Genomic DNA, 18,021 nt, shown 5'->3' with positions numbered 1-18,021 from the left:
TTATCATTCCACGGATGGCTATCCACATATCCAGCCTGTCCACACGTTCATGCACAGGCGTCTCTTGATTTTGGTTGTATAATTGTCCACATATCCCGATATTCACACAGTTATGAACAGATTGTCTGGTAACCCCGAATTTATTTGGGATAACTTCTCTTTTTAGAAAATAATCCAGTACAATAATCCTGCCAGTGCCCCAGTAATCGGAATCGTAATGAACCACGTAATAATAATACGTCCAGCAAGTCCCCATTTCACAGCAGAGAAACGTTTCGCGGAGCCCACACCCAGAATAGCTGATGTGATCGCGTGCGTTGTACTAACTGGAAGGTGAAGCAACGTTGCTGTGAAAATAACGGATGCAGCTGACAGATCCGCGGCAAAACCGTTAATCGGTTCAATTTTAAAGATTTTGGTACCCATCGTTTTGATGATTTTCCAACCACCAATGGATGTACCCAGTGCCATCGCAGTTGCTGCTGAGATTTTAACCCACAGCGGAACATCCAGGTTATCCTGCACACCTGCTGCAACCAAAGCAAACGTAATAATCCCCATCGCTTTCTGTGCATCATTCGTACCATGAGTGAATGCTTGGAGTGCTGCCGTGAAAATCTGTACCGTACGGAAACCTTTGTTCACGTTATGCGGACTGCGTTTGGCGAAAATATATTTGAGAATCGTCATGACCACATAACCTATCGCAAATGCAATCAGAGGTGATAATAGCAAACCTCCGACGATATCAATGAATCCGCTCCATTTCACTTTATCAGATCCTGCGCCAACGAGTACGGCACCTGCAAGGGCTCCAATAAGTGCATGTGAGGATGAGGACGGAATACCGAACCACCATGTAACCAGGTTCCAGATAATCGCTGATATCAAGGTGACTATGACGACCTCTATCCCGTTATCCAGCGTGGTGGGGTCGGTCACACTCCCCCCAATCGTCTTCGCAACACCTGTGAACATCATCGCACCGACAAAGTTCATCACCGCTGCCATAAGAATAGCTCGACGTGGCGTCAGCGCTCGGGTTGAGACCGAAGTTGCAATGGCATTGGCCGTGTCGTGAAAACCGTTGATGAAGTCAAACGCCAGTGCAAGGAAGACGACTATACCTAATACCCAAATCGTTGTTTCCATTATTCTCTGGCTCCTTAAGAATTACGCATAATGATGGATTCAAGCACATTCGCTACGTCTTCACAAGCATCCGTTGTTGTCTCAAGACGCTCATAAATTTCCTTACGCTTGATCAGTTCAATCGGATCAGACACGGTAGCGAAGAGATGTTTGATACACATGCGCAGCACTTCGTCGCCCTGGTTTTCCAGATCATTCAAACGAATGGTGTACTCACGAATAGCCAGCAATTTTTTCTGGGACAGCAGATGGATCGCCTTCTGAATTTCGTAAGCTGATTGGCGCAAAATTTCAGAGAACTGAACGATAAATTCATCCGGTTCAGTCAATTGGTACATATAGAAACGGGAAGCCGTTGCTTCGAGTCCGTCCAATACGTCATCAAGTGTTGTTGTCAGCTCCATGATGTCATCGCGTTCGATCGGCGTGATAAATGTTTTGTTGAGTTCTGTAATAATCGTATGCACGAAATCATCACATTTCGACTCGTACTTCTTCATTTCATTAGCGAAAAGAGTCACATCCTGAAGGTTGGACACATGCTGGGAGAAATAATCCGCCGCTTGAACAACCGTATCTGCCATGTTCTCCAGTGTCTCAAAAAATATATCCTTCTTCTTCTTAAGCTTCATAGCTCTATCCCCTTTACGAGAAAAATTGCTGATAACCGATGAAACATGAAATGACAACCTTTGATATCTTATCATATTTGTTTCATGGTTTGTACAAAAGGTGTGATCCTTTTTTATATTCTTATCACATTAATCTGAAATGAATCTTAATTATTTGGAATAATGGTAAATTCAAGTCAAGATTTTACACTGCGTTTACAATTCGACATCAAAATACAGAATCGACACGATTCTACTTTTCACGATAAGGTAAATTATAATGCCTTTTTCACGACAAAATGGATACATGTTTCATTGTTTTCTTTCATTACATTCTTTTATTGCACAGCCAGCTTCACATGACTGGAAAATTCCGGTTGATTGGGAACAATGCTGATAAAGGTTTTGCCAGGCACAAGAGCAGCTTCACTGCCACCCTGAACAAACCGTATAATATCCCCCTGCTTCTTCACCCACTGCCCACGAATCATCTTGCCCTTCTGAAACAGCATGGCTTCCCCGCCCTGTTCCAAATTAACGGACAACCGACCCACACTATCGAGCACCTTGTGATCTGCACCTGCCACAATAATGTTCGCTGCGCCAAGTTGAGTACCATTATCCAGATCCTGATCTGCCTTGCCATTCACCATTCTCATATATCGTCCGCTAACTTCATCATAATCATACGTCACCCGGTAACTATCCAATAAATAATGGATATCAAATTGCTTGACTGCCTCTCCTGCGGATGTCGCGCCTTCTTCGTTATAGATGTATACGGGAGACTTGAAATCATGGCTATAACCCTTGATATCTGACCCTTCTCTCAGCTTGTCCGCTGAAGTATACAGATTATGTGGGGCTTTACGATCAGAAGAACGCCAGAAGTAAGGTCCACCATTCGAGATTTCATCCATATGCTGTTTCTGCTGCCTTTGCAAAATGGAATACGCCTCCGGACTGCCTCCAGCGTGAACAAGTACCCCATCATAACTCTCGCCCAGCTCAATCAGATATGGACGTATACTGCGGACAGGTCCAACCGTCTCCGCACCGCCTTCACTCTGGAAGATGGCTATGAAACGGGTAATGCCTCCCTCAGCGAGGACTTCAAGAATGATATCGGCTGAACTAAGACCCGATTGGGGCCGAGCTGCTGGTGCATTATTAATCATTACGGCGAGAGGTCGACGCGTAATCGCTTCATCTACAGGCAGACCCGTCAGAGGTGCTGTATAAAGAGACGTGTTGGATTCCTCCACGTTCTGTTCTTCTTGTACAGGTGCAGGTGTCGGTTCTGGCTGAAGTGGCATCTGGGTCGCCTCCTGGTTTTGGCAGGCAACAAGACTCAATGAGAGAATAAAGAGAGATGCAGCCGATGCTGCTTTGTTCCATTTAAAAAGTTTCAATATAGGACCTCCTGAACGATATGGTCTGGTTCTAAGTTGTGATATATGTCTCATGTAGGCAACCATTTCACGTATTTCTTTCCATTTAATCACACCCCATCCGATTTGTCTGCGCCCAGAAGGCCTTGATACAGCTTGTAATTCATATTTGAAACAGCATATCGCGAGAAAAATATGTCCTAAATGTGAACTCCTCAAACCTTACTTAAAATTTGAACTAGATTGTGATTTTAATCACAAACAAAACGACTTTTGAACTATACAATAAAGACATCAAAGGTGATCACTTAGAAAAAGAAAAAAACAACACACACTAAATTCCATGAAGGAGTGGTTCATATGTTCAGCACAAACCAATGGCTTAGAGAAAACAAAGTAGCAATGTGGATTTTGACAGTACTTCGGGTGTATATCGGTTATGATTGGATGACTCACGGATGGAGCAAATTGACTGGCGGATTCCAAGCTGGCGGGTTCCTGGCCGGTGCGGTAGAAAAAGCAACAGGTGATCACCCGGCTGTCCAAGCTTGGTGGGCAACGTTCCTTGAGAAATTCGCAGTACCAAACGCAGGACTCTTCGACTTCGTTATCCCATTGGGTGAATTCCTTGTAGGTTTGGGTCTCATCCTCGGTTGCTTCACTACACTAGCAGCACTGATGGCTATGGTCATGAACTTCGCGTTCCTCTTCTCGGGAACAGTAAGCACGAATGCTCAACTGGTTGTAATGGAAATCTTCCTTGTTGTTGCTGGTGCAAATGCAGGTAAAATTGGTTTGGATCACTGGGTAATGCCTTACCTTCGCGGATTGATCACTCGTAACAAAGGCAATCATCCTAAAGACACACCAACAATTAGCCCAACGCAAAAAACAGCTTAAGCAATCATTCATAGCATTCTCGGCCCTGCTCCCAATCCCCCTGGAGAGCAGGGCTTTTTACTTTTTAGAATCAGCCCGAATGCCTCTGACTTGCCCATCCACAGAAAATCGTATTATGATGAAATAAAGTTGAACTTCAAAGGAGTACACGATATGCCGACCCAGCGACGTCTTGACACCGATGCGGACTTCCAGGAAGCCATGAATATGAAGTATAAGGTTCGAGTTTTTAAAGATAATCACCAGATTGACTCTGGTGGCATCATTATCCGTTTTGACAGCAACACCGTAGTGGTACAATCCAGTGTCAGTGAGCTCGCTTATCATTCACGCACAGAATGTGAATTGTTCGAAATCCGCAAATAAAGATCTATTGCATGAATAAGTCCTCGTATTGAAAAAAGGTTACTGTAGCCCATTAAGGGTGTACAGTAACCTTCTTTTGTTTATATATCGTAATTGTATGCAATTAATACACGTTATCTGTACGAAACTGGCTCAAACACCATAATCAGGCTGTTGTTTGTTCCAAGTTACACGCCGTCTCCAAACTGCCAGCAGTTCAAACTGAGCGTTCCATAAGGGTAAGACTGAAATAGACGCTTCGCTGATCGGGACATATCCGCTGTACCCATGGCGTAGAACAAAGGTGCAATGTGTTCTGTACCATACGACGGAACTGCCGTGCGTGCATGAGGGGATTTTTTCTCATATTGAAACAGTTCTCTTGTGTTCCACTGCTGCAAGCGCTCCCCGATCCAGTTATCAAATTCCACCGCCCACTCTTGCGGTTCATCCGTATTGCCCAGCAATCGCAAATTGTGAACCGTTCCACCGCTGCCAATGATTAACACATCATCATGACGCAGCTGTTCCAGCATTCGGCCAATATCATACTGTTCCTGCGGCGTACGCAGCGAGTCTACAGATACAGCAATCACAGGAATGTTAGCCTCGGGATACATGTGGAGCAACGGTACCCATACGCCATGATCCAGCCCTCGGCCTCGAATCGGCTGATGTGCCAGATTACTGCGGGTGAACAAAGCACATATCTCGTTTGCTAAATCTGGCTGCCCAGATGCAGGGTATTCCATCGTATACATCATAGAAGGAAATCCGTAAAAATCATGCAAGGTCTGATGTGTATCATCCATCGTCACGGACGCTTCAGGACAATCCCAATGCGCCGTAAATACGACAATGGCTTTCGGAGCCGGCAGCCTGTCTCCAAGCTGGTTCAAGAAGTGAGTGTAGTCATTGCTCTCCACCGCCAGAGCGGGAGAACCATGCGCAATGAAAAGTGCGGGTAATGTCATTGCTGCCAACCTCCAGACACGGATAGAATGCTTACTCCTCTATTTTACCCTTAAGAAGGCGCTTTTCCAAGCTGACATCCCCAAACAGTTGTAATCCTGCCACTTATATCATCCAGTGCTGCCAATCCTGCTCGATCTTCTGACGTTCGCCCAGCCACTCTCTGGTACGCGTAATTAGCTGCTCCCGCTCTTTACCTGAAGAGAAGGTGTGATCGCCCTGGAAGATGATCTCCTTGTCACAGCGGCCCTCTTGGCGCATCCAGAATACCTTTTGATACAGGAATGCGTAGTCTACAGGAATAATCTCATCTGATGTACCATGCACAACGAGAACATCACCGCTAAACTTAACTGCTTCCTGGAATGGCTGTTGTTCAGCAAGAGACTCGAAGAATGTCGGTGTGAACTTGTATCCAAGATAATCAGCCGCACCCAGTTTCACGCCTTCATCGTATACTTCCCGTCCCGTAATCTTCACGATATCATTGAATGGATAACCCACGGAGGACCACATAACCAGGTTTTTGACACGTTTGTCACGTACAGCAGTTAGCAATGCAACGGCACCACCCAGACTATGACCAATCAGCGTAACACGCGTAGGATCTACATCACTGCAATTCACCGCGTAATCCAGCACCGAACGGGTCTGCAGCACCATGGACTCCAGTCCCTCCGCTCCGTACTCCCCACTGCTCTCTCCGCAACCGACATAATCGAAACGCAGGACCAGATAACCGTCTTCAGCCAGCTCCCGTGCAGTCTTCACAAACAAACGATCCACGCCGATTCGGCTACCAACGAAGCCGTGGCAGATGACCGCCAGAGGGACTCGCTGTTGACTCTTCTCCTCCTTGATATCTTTCACAACCGGATAATGAATCGTGGCTGTTAATTCTTCCTGTCCATGACGGATACTGATCTGACGTTCCATACCGATTTCCCCTTTCCACGCTTAGCCTGTTGAGCTTTATTTATTAAATATATATAATCCGATAAGTTTAGTGTGTATTAAGATGTTATTCATATATTATCATCCCGTAACCTTCAAGTCAACGTAAGTAAAAACCTTTCTACGTCGACTACCAATCTACATTTTATCGGATAATAAGCACAAAAAAATGAGCCACGCTGATAACAGCTGGCCCGGATATCATTTGAAATTCTAACAAGTGTTGCAGGATCGTTATTCGTAGCTTCTACGGAACATCTCGTGGGTCTCCACCCGCCCATTCCACTCATGCTCATGATCCGAATCACTATTGTCCCAGAAACTTCTTCCCTTCAAATTGCCATCTGTCAGTTCTTCTGCATACTCCGTATCCTCCAGGTTCTCTTCAAAGGATACAACTTCGTCCACGACTCCACGGGAGTTGCTGTTCAGTAGCAGCTTCCGCGTCAATTCTGTTTGTTTATCCATAACAAGCACACTCCAATCTTGAATTTCTGTTGGAAATGCTACTATTGTGATGGAATCGGCTGCTCTTTATGCATCCTTCACACAATCGTTAGATCTGGGAGGCGTGAGGGTATTTTTTTACATGAACGGGGGAAAATAAACGAACAAACATAGGCAGCATATGCCTCGGAATCCTTCTACCGAAAGGAATGAGTTCATGGAACATCTACTGGAATGGATTCAACATCACGGTAAACTGGTGCTGTTATGCACCTGTGTTATACTGGCCTGTGTATGGATATGGGTCCACCATGAGCAGCTTTTTTATAAGGAATGACTTTGCGAAACGAGAGCCCTTCCCGTATACTAAAATACCGTCAGGGTCTTCAGACCATTGGAAGATCAGAACGTGTGTAGACAGGGGGAGCAATCATTGGGGATTTCCTATAAGAAGCTTAAAGAAATACAGAATCGGCAAATAACTGAGATGAGTCGAATGACACCTGAACATGTGAAATTGTATGACGAGATCAGCACAATTGCGCGTCATGCGCCAGCGGACGAGAGAACACAGGAAGAATGGATACTCTCCGCAGGAAAAGCGATCGTACAGGCTCAGCGGGATAACAAATCCGCTCGCGAGTTATACGGACCTGATCTGGAACAAGACATCCATGCACAGCTCGGGATTACAAATACAGCACCGGAGAAGACGGCTGCCGTTGAGCTGGGTAAATCCAGCCCAACCCGTGGTAATAGTCCAACAGCTTCATTGAAAAAGAATGCCAACGCTGTAGAACCACAGCCAACTGAGAATCCAGAGCCTGTGAAACGGACACCAATGTGGTATGCCATGATCGCTTGGGCGGCTTTGTCTTTTGTCATGTTGATTCAAGGATGTGTGGGATTGTTCGTGGGTTGGACTGGCGGAGATACGGAGCCTTTCCAACACATCAGTTTGTTCTCTCTGATCGTTGCGGCAGTTGGCGGGATCGCATTGGTGGAGATGCTTCGCCGCCTTGCTGAGCGACCCGACGATGAAGGAGCGGACAAGAACACCGTACCTAAGGTTAACCTTAAGGGAATCATCATCTACATCGTCATCGTGGTCCTTGTTCTATTTGTAGGGTATCCATTGCGTGATAAACTGCCGGTATTTGTACTGGCTCCGTGGGTGAGTGCGGTAATCGGAGTTGTGGGACTTGCAACGTTACGTCCGTTCTTCGGACAAAAGAAAAATGCATAACACGTTATATAAGTGAGAGGCTTCACGAATTTGTGAGGTCTTTTTCCATTTGGAGCTGATTCCGATGTTTGATTCCTTTACCCGGTGTCTCTCCAAACTCCCGCTTGAACATCCGGATAAAATAGTTCACTTCCATCCCTACGTTCTCTGCCGCCTCTCGTACACTCGCTCGTGGATGCTTGTCCAGCCAGTCCGAAGCCTTCTGCAAACGTAATCGTTGCATATATTGATGTCCTGTCACGCCATAATGCTGGTGAAATAATCGATTGAGATGCTGCACTGAATAACCCACTGCGTCAGCAACATGCTTCAATAACAGGTCATCCTGGTAGTGCGTATGCATCAATGCTACTGCTCGGATGAGTGCATCCTTGCTCGGATCGGTCTCCCGATTAGAGTGTTTTACAGTGCCATCCTGTGCCCTGGATGATCCAATACCTACGCTAGCAACATCAGATGGAATTTTCGATTGTGCTAGATCCAAAATGAGCTGATAGATGAGAGCTGATGTGTTCCACATCTCCGTTGCTCCTTGATCCAGCCCATGCCAGAGATTAGTCATGCGTGACCAGATGATTTCAAAACCGGAGATATGGTAAGGCTCGTTCTGAATCAAACCCGCGCATTGTAGCACCGATCCAGCCGATGCACCGCCAATACCGATATAACCCAGTTCTCCTTTGGATTTGGAATGAGGCACATACTCATGCGCAACCTCGGGTTCCATGATAAATAACTGCCCTGCTCCCATCGTCCATGCCCCTTTATCCGGAAGCCTGAACTGCCCTTCACCACCATGTGACAAAAACAACTGATACACCGGAAATCCATCCGGTCTATGCAGAACTTTCTCTTCCTGCGTGCCTACACAATACAGGTACAGCGGCAACCTGGAATCCGGCAGGCCCGTCAAACGAAATGCAAGCATTCCATCATTCCTTTCGGCTCATAGGCTTTACATAAGGTAAACTAATGATATTTACACTGGCCACTCCGTTTCATGTAAATGTTTAGTTCAATCTATATAGCCAACTTCCCTTTATTATCCATTATTTGTTCCCGATGTAACAATGGTCTTAGGAACCTTTTTGACGACAAGATTTTCAATATGGTAATAAAAAAACTCCCCTTCTCTATTGGAAAGGGAGTTAACATGTTACTTTACTGAAAATAGATTGCGCTTCTCTGAGTGGCCGTTCCGGTCACGGATCGTTCTTGCGATCGCTGTTGTCTCCAAATTTCTTGATTAACCTGTAAAAGGTAGTAATTCGGAGACAAAGGCGAACGCTGACGCTTCTTCAGAATCGATTCCGTGCCCTTCACTACCTCTGTCACTCATCCAGATTATGCATCCAAGTATTAAAATTCGTTTGTTTTATGAGGTATCTCAAGCTGATACTTAAATACCACTACCACCAGAGGCACTTGCATCGGTATCCTGATTAGAGGGATGTACCTGTATTGTCGGCTCCCTGATCAGTACCAGAAGAAGATGGCGGAATGGTCAAAGTCCCTTCAGAAGTGACGGATGTATTTAACGATGTATCACTCGCCACTGCGACTACCAAAACCCGGTATTTTCCTGCTCCAAAATCTACATTATCTGAATCCTTAGCTGTAATACCCACTGTTGCTGTCCATGGAGCAGTACCCGTACTTACTGTGGCTAGAACTGTACCAGAAGTACCTGTACCGCCCCCTTCTTTAACAATGTACACATCGTAACGAGCAATGCCTGCCTCATTAGTCGGCTTAGTGAAACTTACATTGATTGAATTATCAGTTACTGCTGCATTTACACCCGTTACCTTCTCAACAGGCGTTGGTGCCTGTTTCTTTGCGTTGATTGTAAAAACAGGGGAAGATGCCAAATTGGATTCCCGCTTACTATCTGATGATTCCGATAGTATATACACCTTGTATGAAACTCCTGCTTTGATATCAACGCCATTACTGTCCTTCAATGAAAGCGGCAAGTCTGTAGGACTAGTATTAACAACTGTTGCAAAACTTGAATTTGCAGTTGTTTTGGCCGCATTCAGATCAAATGCCGTTGAGGCAGGTACAATCATTAGCACATACCGCTTAATGCCAGTATCGGTACTAGGCTTCGTAAATGTAACTGTTACATCAGTTACATTGCCTGAGGCTTGCGATGCATCTTTAACAGTCGCTTCTAATTTGCTCACCGCTGCTACAGTGGCATTCGAAGATAATGTGATTGCGACGGAAGGCGATGACAATGCATTCGCCAGAGAAGCATTGTTATTCACGGCCATTACATATACTTGGTAGGCCACATCATTAAGAATTGGCTCGTTATTCACTGTTCTCGAAGTACTTGTAAAATTAACAGTCTGATTAGCTCCCGTTTTACTGACGGTTCTGTAATACGCGCTGTTCACACCATTCGCTATGTTCAGATTAAACGTGCTACCCGCCTTCAATACAAACAATCGATATTCTCTTACATTTGTCTCATCTGCGGATTTATTAAACGTCACACGCAGATCACTACCATTTCCAGCATCCCCAATATCAGATGGCATCACACTGCTCGGAGCGGTCACAGCCGCGTTTGCCGACAGCGTAATTTGGGAAGAGTAACCAGACAAAGCATTTTGACTGGAGTTTCCGTTGTTATTCACCGACAGCACGAATACCCGATAAGCAACGTTATTGGTAATGGTATAACCATTCGTATCTACCGCATAGTTTGGAAGCGTAACTGACAAGTTACCACCCGTTTTGTTCACCTGCGTATAGTTGTTCGACGCATTCGCAGCGCTCAGCGTGAAGCTGCCCACATTAGCGGAACGAACTACATATACTCGGTAGGCAGAGATTCTGGATTCATCCGCAGCTTTGTTGAAAGAAACCCGCAGATCACGCCCATCAGCGTAGTCACTGATATCCGCAACAGCCAGGTTGCTAATAACTCCCGCGTTACCGTTCGTTGTCAGTCTCAGCACAGTAGAGGAAGCTGACAGCGCATTGGTGTATCCATTTTGCTGATTGCCCACCGCCATCACAAAGATGCGATAATCTTGCAGATTCGTTACGTTATAACCACTTGTGTCCTTCATGGATGAAGGCAAAGTCGTTGTAATGTTGTTACCTGTTTTGTTCACCGTATAGTACAGACTGGAGGACAGGTTACTCGCCGTTGTCAGATTGAAGCTGCTGGCAACCGAGTTGCGCACCACAAAGACACGATAATTCGCCACCTTGGACTCATCCGATGAACGGTTGAAACTCACCTGAATATCACGACCATCTCCATAATCCGAGTTATCCTTCACCTGCGTAATTACCGGAGATGTTGCTGTGTTCACGGACAACGTAAGTGAAGATGATGCTGCGGACAGCTTGCTGTCTGTTGTTGTATTAGTGCTTACCGACAAGATGTAAACTACATATGCTGTACCGCTTTTGATCAATTCGCCGGACGTATCCCGTGTCGAAGAAGTGAGCTGGCTTTTCACTGCGGTACTGTTTCCTTTGTATATGATCGTGGAGTTTGCACTGGACACTTTGTTCGCTGCAGCCAGATTGAACGCAGAAGAGTCCTTCGCTTTAACAACAAAAGCACGATAATACGTAATGTTCGATGTTGTGCTCGGCTGCGTGAAGTTAATCTCCAGATCGCGGCCATCGCCATAGTCACTAATATCTGCAGCACGCAGACTTGTAACCGCTTGTACTGTGGATTTCACATTATTGAGCTTCAAGGCTTGGGAAGACCAGTTCAATGCATTTTTATAATTATTGCTGCTGTTACCAACAGTCAGTACATACAGACGATACGTTTCATTGCTGTTAAGCAGATCCCCGTTTACGTCACGCGTCTGTGCATTAAGTGTCAGTTTCGGGTTGCTGCCATTTGGTGTAACAGATGTATAGTTCGCAGAAGGCACGGCAGTTGCTGAGGACTCCGTAAAGCTATTCACATCGCGTGTTTTCACCAGCATAATCCGGTAAGCAGATACCGCCTTCTCTGAAGTTGGACGTGTGAAGCTCACGGTCAGGTCACGACCATCTCCGTTACTTCCGGATACCGAACCGTAGATGTTCCATGCAGCATATTGTGTCTCATCCACTGGAGGCGTTGCCGTTGTCTTGATGTCTACACGTTGATTACGTGAGTTCCAGAACACTTTCTCTCCAAAAGCTTCACTGACAAAACGAATTGGAACCATCGTGTTGCCCTTAATTGTGTTCGCAGGTACATCCAGCGAGATCGCTTCCCCGTTGATGTATGCCGTTTTGGAACCAAGTGTCAATTTAACTTCCTGATCGTCGCGAGTTGCAACAATCGTTTTGGTTCTGTTCGTGTAAGATACCTTCGCGTCCAATCCTTCAAAAATGGAACGAAGCGGAACGAGTACCCGTCCACCTTTCATCACAGGTGCCTGAGCAGATGATAACTCTGCATCATTAATATATATACTGATCCTCGCGGCTGCATCCATGACCGACGTTGGAAGTGCGGACATCAGCATGGCTGATACAGCCAGCGCTGACATTACCTTCTTCACTTGTTTTCCTCCCGCTTTCCTCATATCCCATATCCCCATTCTCGCATTTAGTTAACATCGAAATAGATTCGCTGTTCTTTTCATTAATTCCTGTATTTACCTATGCACAACTAAGACGTTCCGATCAGCTCAAAAGTTTCCAGTTGTACAAAAATTATTTTCGCAGAAATCTTCCTCTATCTTCCACCCTCCAAAAGTTAAAAATAACAGAAGAATTTGTCACCATTCCGCAACCACATCCTGCACCAATTGGGTTAATGTATAGTAACTAGTGAACAGCACCTATCATTTTCTCAACTACGGGAGGTTCATATTATGACACCATCGTTCCAATCTGCCAAACGTAAGGGCATGCGCACCTTCATTACAGCCACCGCCATACTCATGCTGCTCCAAACAGCTGTCGGTCCATTATCCGGAGTTGCTGCTGCCGCATCTTCCAGTACAGATACCAAAGTCACAACTGCCAGTTCAACAACGATATATAAAACATTTCAGTCCATGCTCTACAAAAAGAACGGCTTGCCTGCCGCGGATACTTATCTCGAATCTCATATCAATCAAGTCACCACTCATCATGCAACCCTGATGGTCTTACAGCTGGAGAATGCCCGCAACAAGGCGTTAACAGCCATGACGGACCGCCTGCTCGTACCTAATGTTCAGGACAAGATGATCAAGGCCTACAAGTGGAATGACAGCTTCACCCAGCTCATGTCGCGCACCAAAGACACCCATCTGCGTGCACTACTTCAACAGGCACGGGATAGCGGCTATCGACTAGTCATGCTGGAAGGTTCCCTCTACCCGATCATGAATTATATGGCTTTTCAGAAATATATCTCTTACGTGAAACCAGACATCAAACAATACATTAATATCATGGCAGTCGAAACCAGCAACCTTGCCGCCGATGATGGTGCACTCGTCATTGGCTATCAGGAGATACTCAATCGCGCTATGAATCAGGAACGATTCCTGAACGAATATCCGAAGTCCAATCGGGTACAACAGGTGAAGAACCTGATGAATAACTATACCTTGTATACGTTTTATGGCCTGAATAATACGCCTTTATTTGACTATGAAACGAACAAAATGACTGTCAATGCCCAGAAAGGTTACAAAGCTGTCTTACAACGTAACTCATCCGAAGACAGTGCCTTCCTGACGAAACTCGAAAAGTTCATGGACATCGTAACCGAAGCCAAATTCGAGAAAACCGCTGTTGTCGAAAAATGGCTGGAACAGAATGTGCCGGTCAGCGACTATGCGAATTATTGAGTTAATCCGCTCCCATGGTTAATATCCTGACCAAGCCAAAACTCGGGCTAAATTCCAACATATCACCATGCCAAAAACCGCCACAGGATTCGCCCCTGTGGCGGTTTCTTCATTGTTTCTATAGTCAAAACTGACTTAACCCGTCAGCGCCTGTGCTATTGAATCGGTTTGACCATATGATTATACTCGTGTCCAGCGATGACAATCACATCGTCTTTGACATATCCCTGCCGTTCGTACAGCATTAGCGCACGGCCGTTGTCTCGTTCTACAATTAGGGATACCTGTGAGTGACCCAGATCTCTGCCCTGCTGCTCAAAAGCAGCCATCAGTGCCCGGCCGATGCCCTGCCCCTGATAAGCTTCACTTACCGAGAGAGTATCCAGATAATACTCCCCCGGACGGGTTTCTTTAACCAATGCATACTTCTCTTCCTGGCTTCGTCCAGGTCGATCCAGAATCGGCTGGTCCAGACGATCTGCTTCTCCGCCATCATAGGCTACCAGAATCCCCGCAATCAGCCCATCCTGCTCCATCACTGTCACATGACGATAGCTAATCCGGTTGTCTTCCTGTACATAGAACGCCTGCAAAATATGCATCGCCTTCTCATGATCCGCCTCACCCGCCAGCGAATAAGCAATGTCCCCGATCGCCTGATACAGTAACGGAATGACCTGATCTGCATCTTCTATGCGCGCAGGTCTGATCAGAGGAGATGTTTCTTGGTGATCTGACTGCATACTGGAATGTTTCATCATATTAACATGTTGAACAGATTTAGATTTTTGTTCAGTTCGGTATAGGCGATACCTTTGCGGTTCATACGTTCAATTAAGGGATGATAATCTTCCTTGTACATCAGCTCGATGCCCACCAAGGCAGGGCCATTTTCCTTATCATGCTTTTTCGTATATTCAAACCGGGTGATATCATCATTCTTCCCTAGAACTTCCTCCAGGAATTCACGTAAAGCTCCTGCACGCTGCGGGAAATTAACCATGAAATAATACTTCAGACCTTCATAGATCAGGGAACGTTCCTTGATCTCCTGCATCCGGTCGATATCGTTGTTCCCGCCGCTAATCACGCAGACCACCGTCTTGCCCACAATTTGCTCACGATATTGCTCAAGCGCCGCAACAGCCAAGGAACCGGCAGGCTCGACAACAATCGCATTTTCATTATATAGCTCCAGAATAGTTGTGCAGGCTTTGCCTTCTGGCACTTTCACAATGTCATCAAGTATACTACTGCAGATATCAAAGGTGAGATCGCCAACCCGTTTCACCGCTGCGCCATCCACGAATTTATCTATATCATCCAGCGTCACAACCTGTTTGCGGAACATCGCCTCACTCATGGAAGCTGCCCCAAGTGGCTCAACTCCAATGATGCGTGTCTCCGGACTTACGGTCTTCATATAGGTACCCACGCCGGCTGCCAACCCTCCGCCACCAATCGTCACGAAAACATAGTCGGCATTCTCATCGAGACTTTCCATGATTTCCATCGCTACCGTACCATTACCTGCAATAATCTTGGGTTGATCAAAAGGATGGATGAACGTCATGCCCTGTTCGTCACATGCACGCATCGCTTCTGCATAAGCATCATCATACGTATCCCCGATGAGCACCACTTCAACGTTACTGCCACCAAAGCGTCTGACCTGCTTCACCTTCTGGTTCGGCGTTGTACTCGGCATGAAGATTTTGCCGTTAATTCCAAGGGCATTACAGCTAAATGCGACACCTTGAGCATGGTTGCCTGCACTCGCACAGACAATACCCTTCTCCATCTCGGCTGGTGTCAGACTGCGAATCATATTATAGGCGCCCCGGATTTTGAACGAGCGCACCACTTGAAGGTCTTCCCTTTTCAGATACACATTACAGTTATATTTGGCCGACAATACAGCATCCCGCTGTAACGGCGTTCTTACAATGACCTCACGCAGCACATGATGTGCGCGTACGATATCTTCCATGCCAACACTGGCACGACCGGGACTTGTGGTTCCCGTTGGTTCTTGTTCAACTGGTTTCATGTTGTCTCCACACTCCGCTTTTATGGTCTATATAAGTTGAACTAAAGTTTATTTACACTGACACTACGATGACAGAATAACCCTCCAATCGCTGTTATCCCCAGATTTTTTCGATTCCCTTTTCTCAAGGGAAAAATCCGGTGATAAAGGCGAACGCTTCGCTTTTTCAGGTTCTTTCTGTCCTCTCCGTTATCGTGTAAATCATTAATTCAACTTATCTAGCAATGTCGCGCACTGCTTTTCTTTGTATTGTATCACTTTTGTTCTGTTCTTGCGCCTGAGCTCTCATCATTTATCATTCGTACAATTTCATTAATAATGACCTGAGGGTCTGTATACATAACCATATGTCCCGATTGATCGGCCCCAATCCATCTCGCATTGGATAGCTGGCTCACCGTCTGGCGATGCGCCATGATAAGGACGGGTCTGATTTTGGCCTCCCCTTTGCCCGGTTTTGTACCCGAGATCACGCTAACTTCCAGATCACCCAGAGCCGGAGGATGTTTCAGTAGCGCTGCCATGTCATCCAGAAATGTTTTACCTTCCGCAAGCATCGTGCTGGCTGCCTGTACAGTGAAATCCTCCTTGAGGTGATCCGCTACCACATCGTCAGGCTGAATACTTCCAGCTTTGCTGCCAAGTTTCTTATATAAGCCAGTCCGCGCCATGATTGGAATGAGGAATCCGTTAATGGCAAAGCTCTTTTTAGTAAGCTTGGAAAAATACATTTCGCAATGCTCGTCTGATGGATCTACCAGGATAATGCCACGTAATCGAGATATATGTGTAGCTGCCGCAGCCCGTACAATCGGACCGCCCCAGCTATGTCCAACCAGAATGAATGGGCCCGGGCCCAGAGCTGTCAGCAGTTCTCCAAGATCCCCTGCAATGCGTTCAAGGCTGCGGGGAGCCGAGTCGACATCACTTCGTCCTGCCCCTGCCCTGTCATACACGACTGCACGTGCATGCTCAGCAATGGCTGGTGCAACCAGTCCCCAGTTTGATCTGGAGGCGCCCATACCGGACTCAAACACCACCGTCAGGTCTCCTGTCCCCTTGGACATATAATGTAGTTTGCGACCATCACGGGTCTGAACAAACGCACTTGAACCAAACGTATGTGAGCTAGGGTTAGGATTCATGTTCCCTCCTGATTACGTGCATAGTCATCTTTCACCGAATCTAATTGAAAATGATTATCAATTACTTCATTATAGAATAATCCATGCTTTACGACAACCATGTTGCTTCAGCAAGATACATCCGTTCTGTCGCTTCTGTCACGTTTCAAGGATCCTTCCCCGCCCCACCGTTCTGCTGAGCCTCCCTTTTCCTTATGAAAAAGAAAACCCGATCCATAATCGGATCGGGTAACTGTCCCAACCACTATGCGGCTGGACATCATATATAAAAATATAAAAAAACAGCCCGATTTCAATTTCCATCAGGGCTGTTTTTAACTGCTTTAGCTTCACGATACCTAGGATTAAACATATCGCTCATTTAATAAGGAAACAACAATTTATGCCTGTGTCTTAAACCAAGTTGCCGCAGCTTCTGCTTCGGTACGCGTCAACTGATGACCCTGACGCTCCCAATGTGTGTTTACATTGGCACCTGCACCGCTCAGCAACGAAGCAAGTTCCTCCGTCTCACGTCTTAGTACAATCGGATCGTTCTCGCCCGCACCAATGAACACAGGCAGACCTTTCAGATCCGGCAGTTCCAGTCCGCGCAGCGGTACCATCGGGTGATGCAGAATTGCACCTTTGAATACATCTGCTTGATGGAAGATCAGGCTTGCCGCAATGTTGGCACCGTTAGAGTAACCCAGTGCATACACGTTGGACCGATCAAAACCGTATTCCACCGCAGCTGCATCGACAAAAGATCCCAGCTCTGCCGTACGGGCAATCAGATCTTCTTCATCAAAAATGCCTTCGGCCAGCCGGCGGAAGAAACGGGGCATCCCGTTCTCCGATACATTACCCCGCACCCCAAGTATGCCAGCTCCTGGTGCGATCATCTCCGCCAGACCGATCAGATCGTTCTCGGTTCCGCCTGTGCCATGAAGCAACAGGATTGTTGGCGCATCCGGTTGAGCACCTGCTTTATAGATATGTTTCAT

General features: G+C 46.3%; 16 protein-coding genes. 4 read left to right on the top strand and 12 right to left on the bottom strand.

Translation table 11 applies throughout. The features are described 5' to 3' along the window. Positions 1 to 162: 162 nt before the first annotated feature. The 3 genes from MKY92_RS03875 to MKY92_RS03865 form a co-directional block, all read right to left on the bottom strand. Positions 163 to 1,152: an inorganic phosphate transporter gene (locus tag MKY92_RS03875; protein WP_036668387.1), complete on the bottom strand. Its 990-nt coding sequence runs from the start codon at positions 1,150 to 1,152 to the stop codon at positions 163 to 165. Positions 1,153 to 1,166: 14 nt separating this feature from the next. Next, positions 1,167 to 1,784 carry a DUF47 family protein gene (locus MKY92_RS03870; protein ID WP_221818723.1) on the bottom strand — a complete coding sequence of 206 codons (618 nt, stop codon included), beginning with the start codon at positions 1,782 to 1,784 and terminating at the stop codon, positions 1,167 to 1,169. 317 nt (positions 1,785 to 2,101) lie between these two features. Continuing rightward, complete coding sequence (locus MKY92_RS03865) at positions 2,102 to 3,175, bottom strand: DUF3048 domain-containing protein (RefSeq protein WP_339299230.1); 1,074 nt, start codon at positions 3,173 to 3,175, stop codon at positions 2,102 to 2,104. Positions 3,176 to 3,514: 339 nt separating this feature from the next. On the opposite strand from MKY92_RS03865, the gene MKY92_RS03860 reads away from it, so the two are divergent. Together MKY92_RS03860 and MKY92_RS03855 are read left to right on the top strand one after the other, a co-directional pair. Then, entirely contained in the window at positions 3,515 to 4,054 is a 540-nt protein-coding gene (locus MKY92_RS03860) for a DoxX family protein (RefSeq protein WP_339299229.1), read from the top strand. A gap of 153 nt (positions 4,055 to 4,207) precedes the next feature. After that, positions 4,208 to 4,420, top strand: a complete 213-nt coding sequence (locus MKY92_RS03855) for a hypothetical protein (protein ID WP_339299228.1) — start codon at positions 4,208 to 4,210, stop codon at positions 4,418 to 4,420. 167 nt (positions 4,421 to 4,587) lie between these two features. Here the strand turns inward: MKY92_RS03855 and MKY92_RS03850 are convergent, their stop codons facing one another. The 3 genes from MKY92_RS03850 to MKY92_RS03840 all read right to left on the bottom strand — a co-directional run bounded on the left by MKY92_RS03850 (position 4,588) and on the right by MKY92_RS03840 (position 6,793). Beyond that, complete coding sequence (locus tag MKY92_RS03850) at positions 4,588 to 5,373, bottom strand: class III extradiol ring-cleavage dioxygenase (RefSeq protein WP_339299227.1); 786 nt, start codon at positions 5,371 to 5,373, stop codon at positions 4,588 to 4,590. A gap of 103 nt (positions 5,374 to 5,476) precedes the next feature. Continuing rightward, on the bottom strand, positions 5,477 to 6,307 hold the full coding sequence (locus MKY92_RS03845) for an alpha/beta fold hydrolase (RefSeq protein ID WP_339299226.1): 831 nt from the start codon (positions 6,305 to 6,307) through the stop codon (positions 5,477 to 5,479). A 252-nt stretch (positions 6,308 to 6,559) separates the two neighbouring features. Next, positions 6,560 to 6,793, bottom strand: a complete 234-nt coding sequence (locus tag MKY92_RS03840) for a hypothetical protein (protein WP_339299225.1) — start codon at positions 6,791 to 6,793, stop codon at positions 6,560 to 6,562. Between the two features lie 412 nt (positions 6,794 to 7,205). On the opposite strand from MKY92_RS03840, the gene MKY92_RS03835 reads away from it, so the two are divergent. Next, positions 7,206 to 8,018, top strand: a complete 813-nt coding sequence (locus MKY92_RS03835) for a DUF1129 family protein (protein ID WP_339299224.1) — start codon at positions 7,206 to 7,208, stop codon at positions 8,016 to 8,018. 22 nt (positions 8,019 to 8,040) lie between these two features. Here MKY92_RS03835 and MKY92_RS03830 read toward each other — a convergent pair whose 3' ends face one another. Together MKY92_RS03830 and MKY92_RS03825 are read right to left on the bottom strand one after the other, a co-directional pair. Further along, positions 8,041 to 8,946 (bottom strand): AraC family transcriptional regulator, encoded by a 906-nt coding sequence (locus tag MKY92_RS03830; protein WP_339299222.1) that lies wholly within the window; start codon positions 8,944 to 8,946, stop codon positions 8,041 to 8,043. Positions 8,947 to 9,460: 514 nt separating this feature from the next. Next, positions 9,461 to 12,556 (bottom strand): copper amine oxidase N-terminal domain-containing protein, encoded by a 3,096-nt coding sequence (locus tag MKY92_RS03825; RefSeq protein ID WP_339299221.1) that lies wholly within the window; start codon positions 12,554 to 12,556, stop codon positions 9,461 to 9,463. A 315-nt stretch (positions 12,557 to 12,871) separates the two neighbouring features. Here MKY92_RS03825 and MKY92_RS03820 point away from each other — a divergent pair, with 315 nt between their 5' ends. Beyond that, on the top strand, positions 12,872 to 13,840 hold the full coding sequence (locus MKY92_RS03820) for a hypothetical protein (protein WP_339299220.1): 969 nt from the start codon (positions 12,872 to 12,874) through the stop codon (positions 13,838 to 13,840). A gap of 155 nt (positions 13,841 to 13,995) precedes the next feature. On the opposite strand, the gene MKY92_RS03815 is transcribed toward MKY92_RS03820, so the two are convergent. The 4 genes from MKY92_RS03815 to MKY92_RS03800 all read right to left on the bottom strand — a co-directional run bounded on the left by MKY92_RS03815 (position 13,996) and on the right by MKY92_RS03800 (position 18,021). Beyond that, on the bottom strand, positions 13,996 to 14,601 hold the full coding sequence (locus tag MKY92_RS03815) for a GNAT family N-acetyltransferase (protein ID WP_339299219.1): 606 nt from the start codon (positions 14,599 to 14,601) through the stop codon (positions 13,996 to 13,998). After that, a complete protein-coding gene (gene ilvA / locus MKY92_RS03810; RefSeq protein WP_339299218.1) occupies positions 14,598 to 15,890 on the bottom strand; it encodes a threonine ammonia-lyase IlvA in 1,293 nt (430 codons plus the stop codon). The genes MKY92_RS03815 and ilvA overlap by 4 nt, the downstream gene beginning before the upstream one ends. Before the next feature lie 254 nt (positions 15,891 to 16,144). After that, entirely contained in the window at positions 16,145 to 17,035 is an 891-nt protein-coding gene (locus MKY92_RS03805; protein ID WP_339299216.1) for an alpha/beta hydrolase, read from the bottom strand. 380 nt (positions 17,036 to 17,415) lie between these two features. Then, positions 17,416 to 18,021, bottom strand: coding sequence for an alpha/beta hydrolase (locus MKY92_RS03800; protein ID WP_339301675.1), 606 nt, complete (start codon positions 18,019 to 18,021; stop codon positions 17,416 to 17,418).

The sequence above is a fragment of the Paenibacillus sp. FSL R5-0623 genome (assembly GCF_037974265.1).
In the GTDB taxonomy this organism is placed as follows: domain Bacteria; phylum Bacillota; class Bacilli; order Paenibacillales; family Paenibacillaceae; genus Paenibacillus.
This window is presented reverse-complemented; position numbering and strand designations above follow the sequence as displayed.

Bases quoted from the DNA above. Each gene is read 5' to 3' on its own strand.
- MKY92_RS03875 (WP_036668387.1), bottom strand. From the start codon at position 1,152: ATGGAAACAACGATTTGGGTATTAGGTATAGTCGTCTTCCTTGCACTG.
- MKY92_RS03870 (WP_221818723.1), bottom strand. From the start codon at position 1,784: ATGAAGCTTAAGAAGAAGAAGGATATATTTTTTGAGACACTGGAGAAC.
- MKY92_RS03860 (WP_339299229.1), top strand. From the start codon at position 3,515: ATGTTCAGCACAAACCAATGGCTTAGAGAAAACAAAGTAGCAATGTGG.
- MKY92_RS03855 (WP_339299228.1), top strand. From the start codon at position 4,208: ATGCCGACCCAGCGACGTCTTGACACCGATGCGGACTTCCAGGAAGCC.
- MKY92_RS03850 (WP_339299227.1), bottom strand. From the start codon at position 5,373: ATGACATTACCCGCACTTTTCATTGCGCATGGTTCTCCCGCTCTGGCG.
- MKY92_RS03845 (WP_339299226.1), bottom strand. From the start codon at position 6,307: ATGGAACGTCAGATCAGTATCCGTCATGGACAGGAAGAATTAACAGCC.
- MKY92_RS03840 (WP_339299225.1), bottom strand. From the start codon at position 6,793: ATGGATAAACAAACAGAATTGACGCGGAAGCTGCTACTGAACAGCAAC.
- MKY92_RS03830 (WP_339299222.1), bottom strand. From the start codon at position 8,946: ATGCTTGCATTTCGTTTGACGGGCCTGCCGGATTCCAGGTTGCCGCTG.
- MKY92_RS03820 (WP_339299220.1), top strand. From the start codon at position 12,872: ATGACACCATCGTTCCAATCTGCCAAACGTAAGGGCATGCGCACCTTC.
- MKY92_RS03815 (WP_339299219.1), bottom strand. From the start codon at position 14,601: ATGATGAAACATTCCAGTATGCAGTCAGATCACCAAGAAACATCTCCT.
- ilvA (WP_339299218.1), bottom strand. From the start codon at position 15,890: ATGAAACCAGTTGAACAAGAACCAACGGGAACCACAAGTCCCGGTCGT.
- MKY92_RS03805 (WP_339299216.1), bottom strand. From the start codon at position 17,035: ATGAATCCTAACCCTAGCTCACATACGTTTGGTTCAAGTGCGTTTGTT.
- MKY92_RS03800 (WP_339301675.1), bottom strand. From the start codon at position 18,021: ATGAAACATATCTATAAAGCAGGTGCTCAACCGGATGCGCCAACAATC.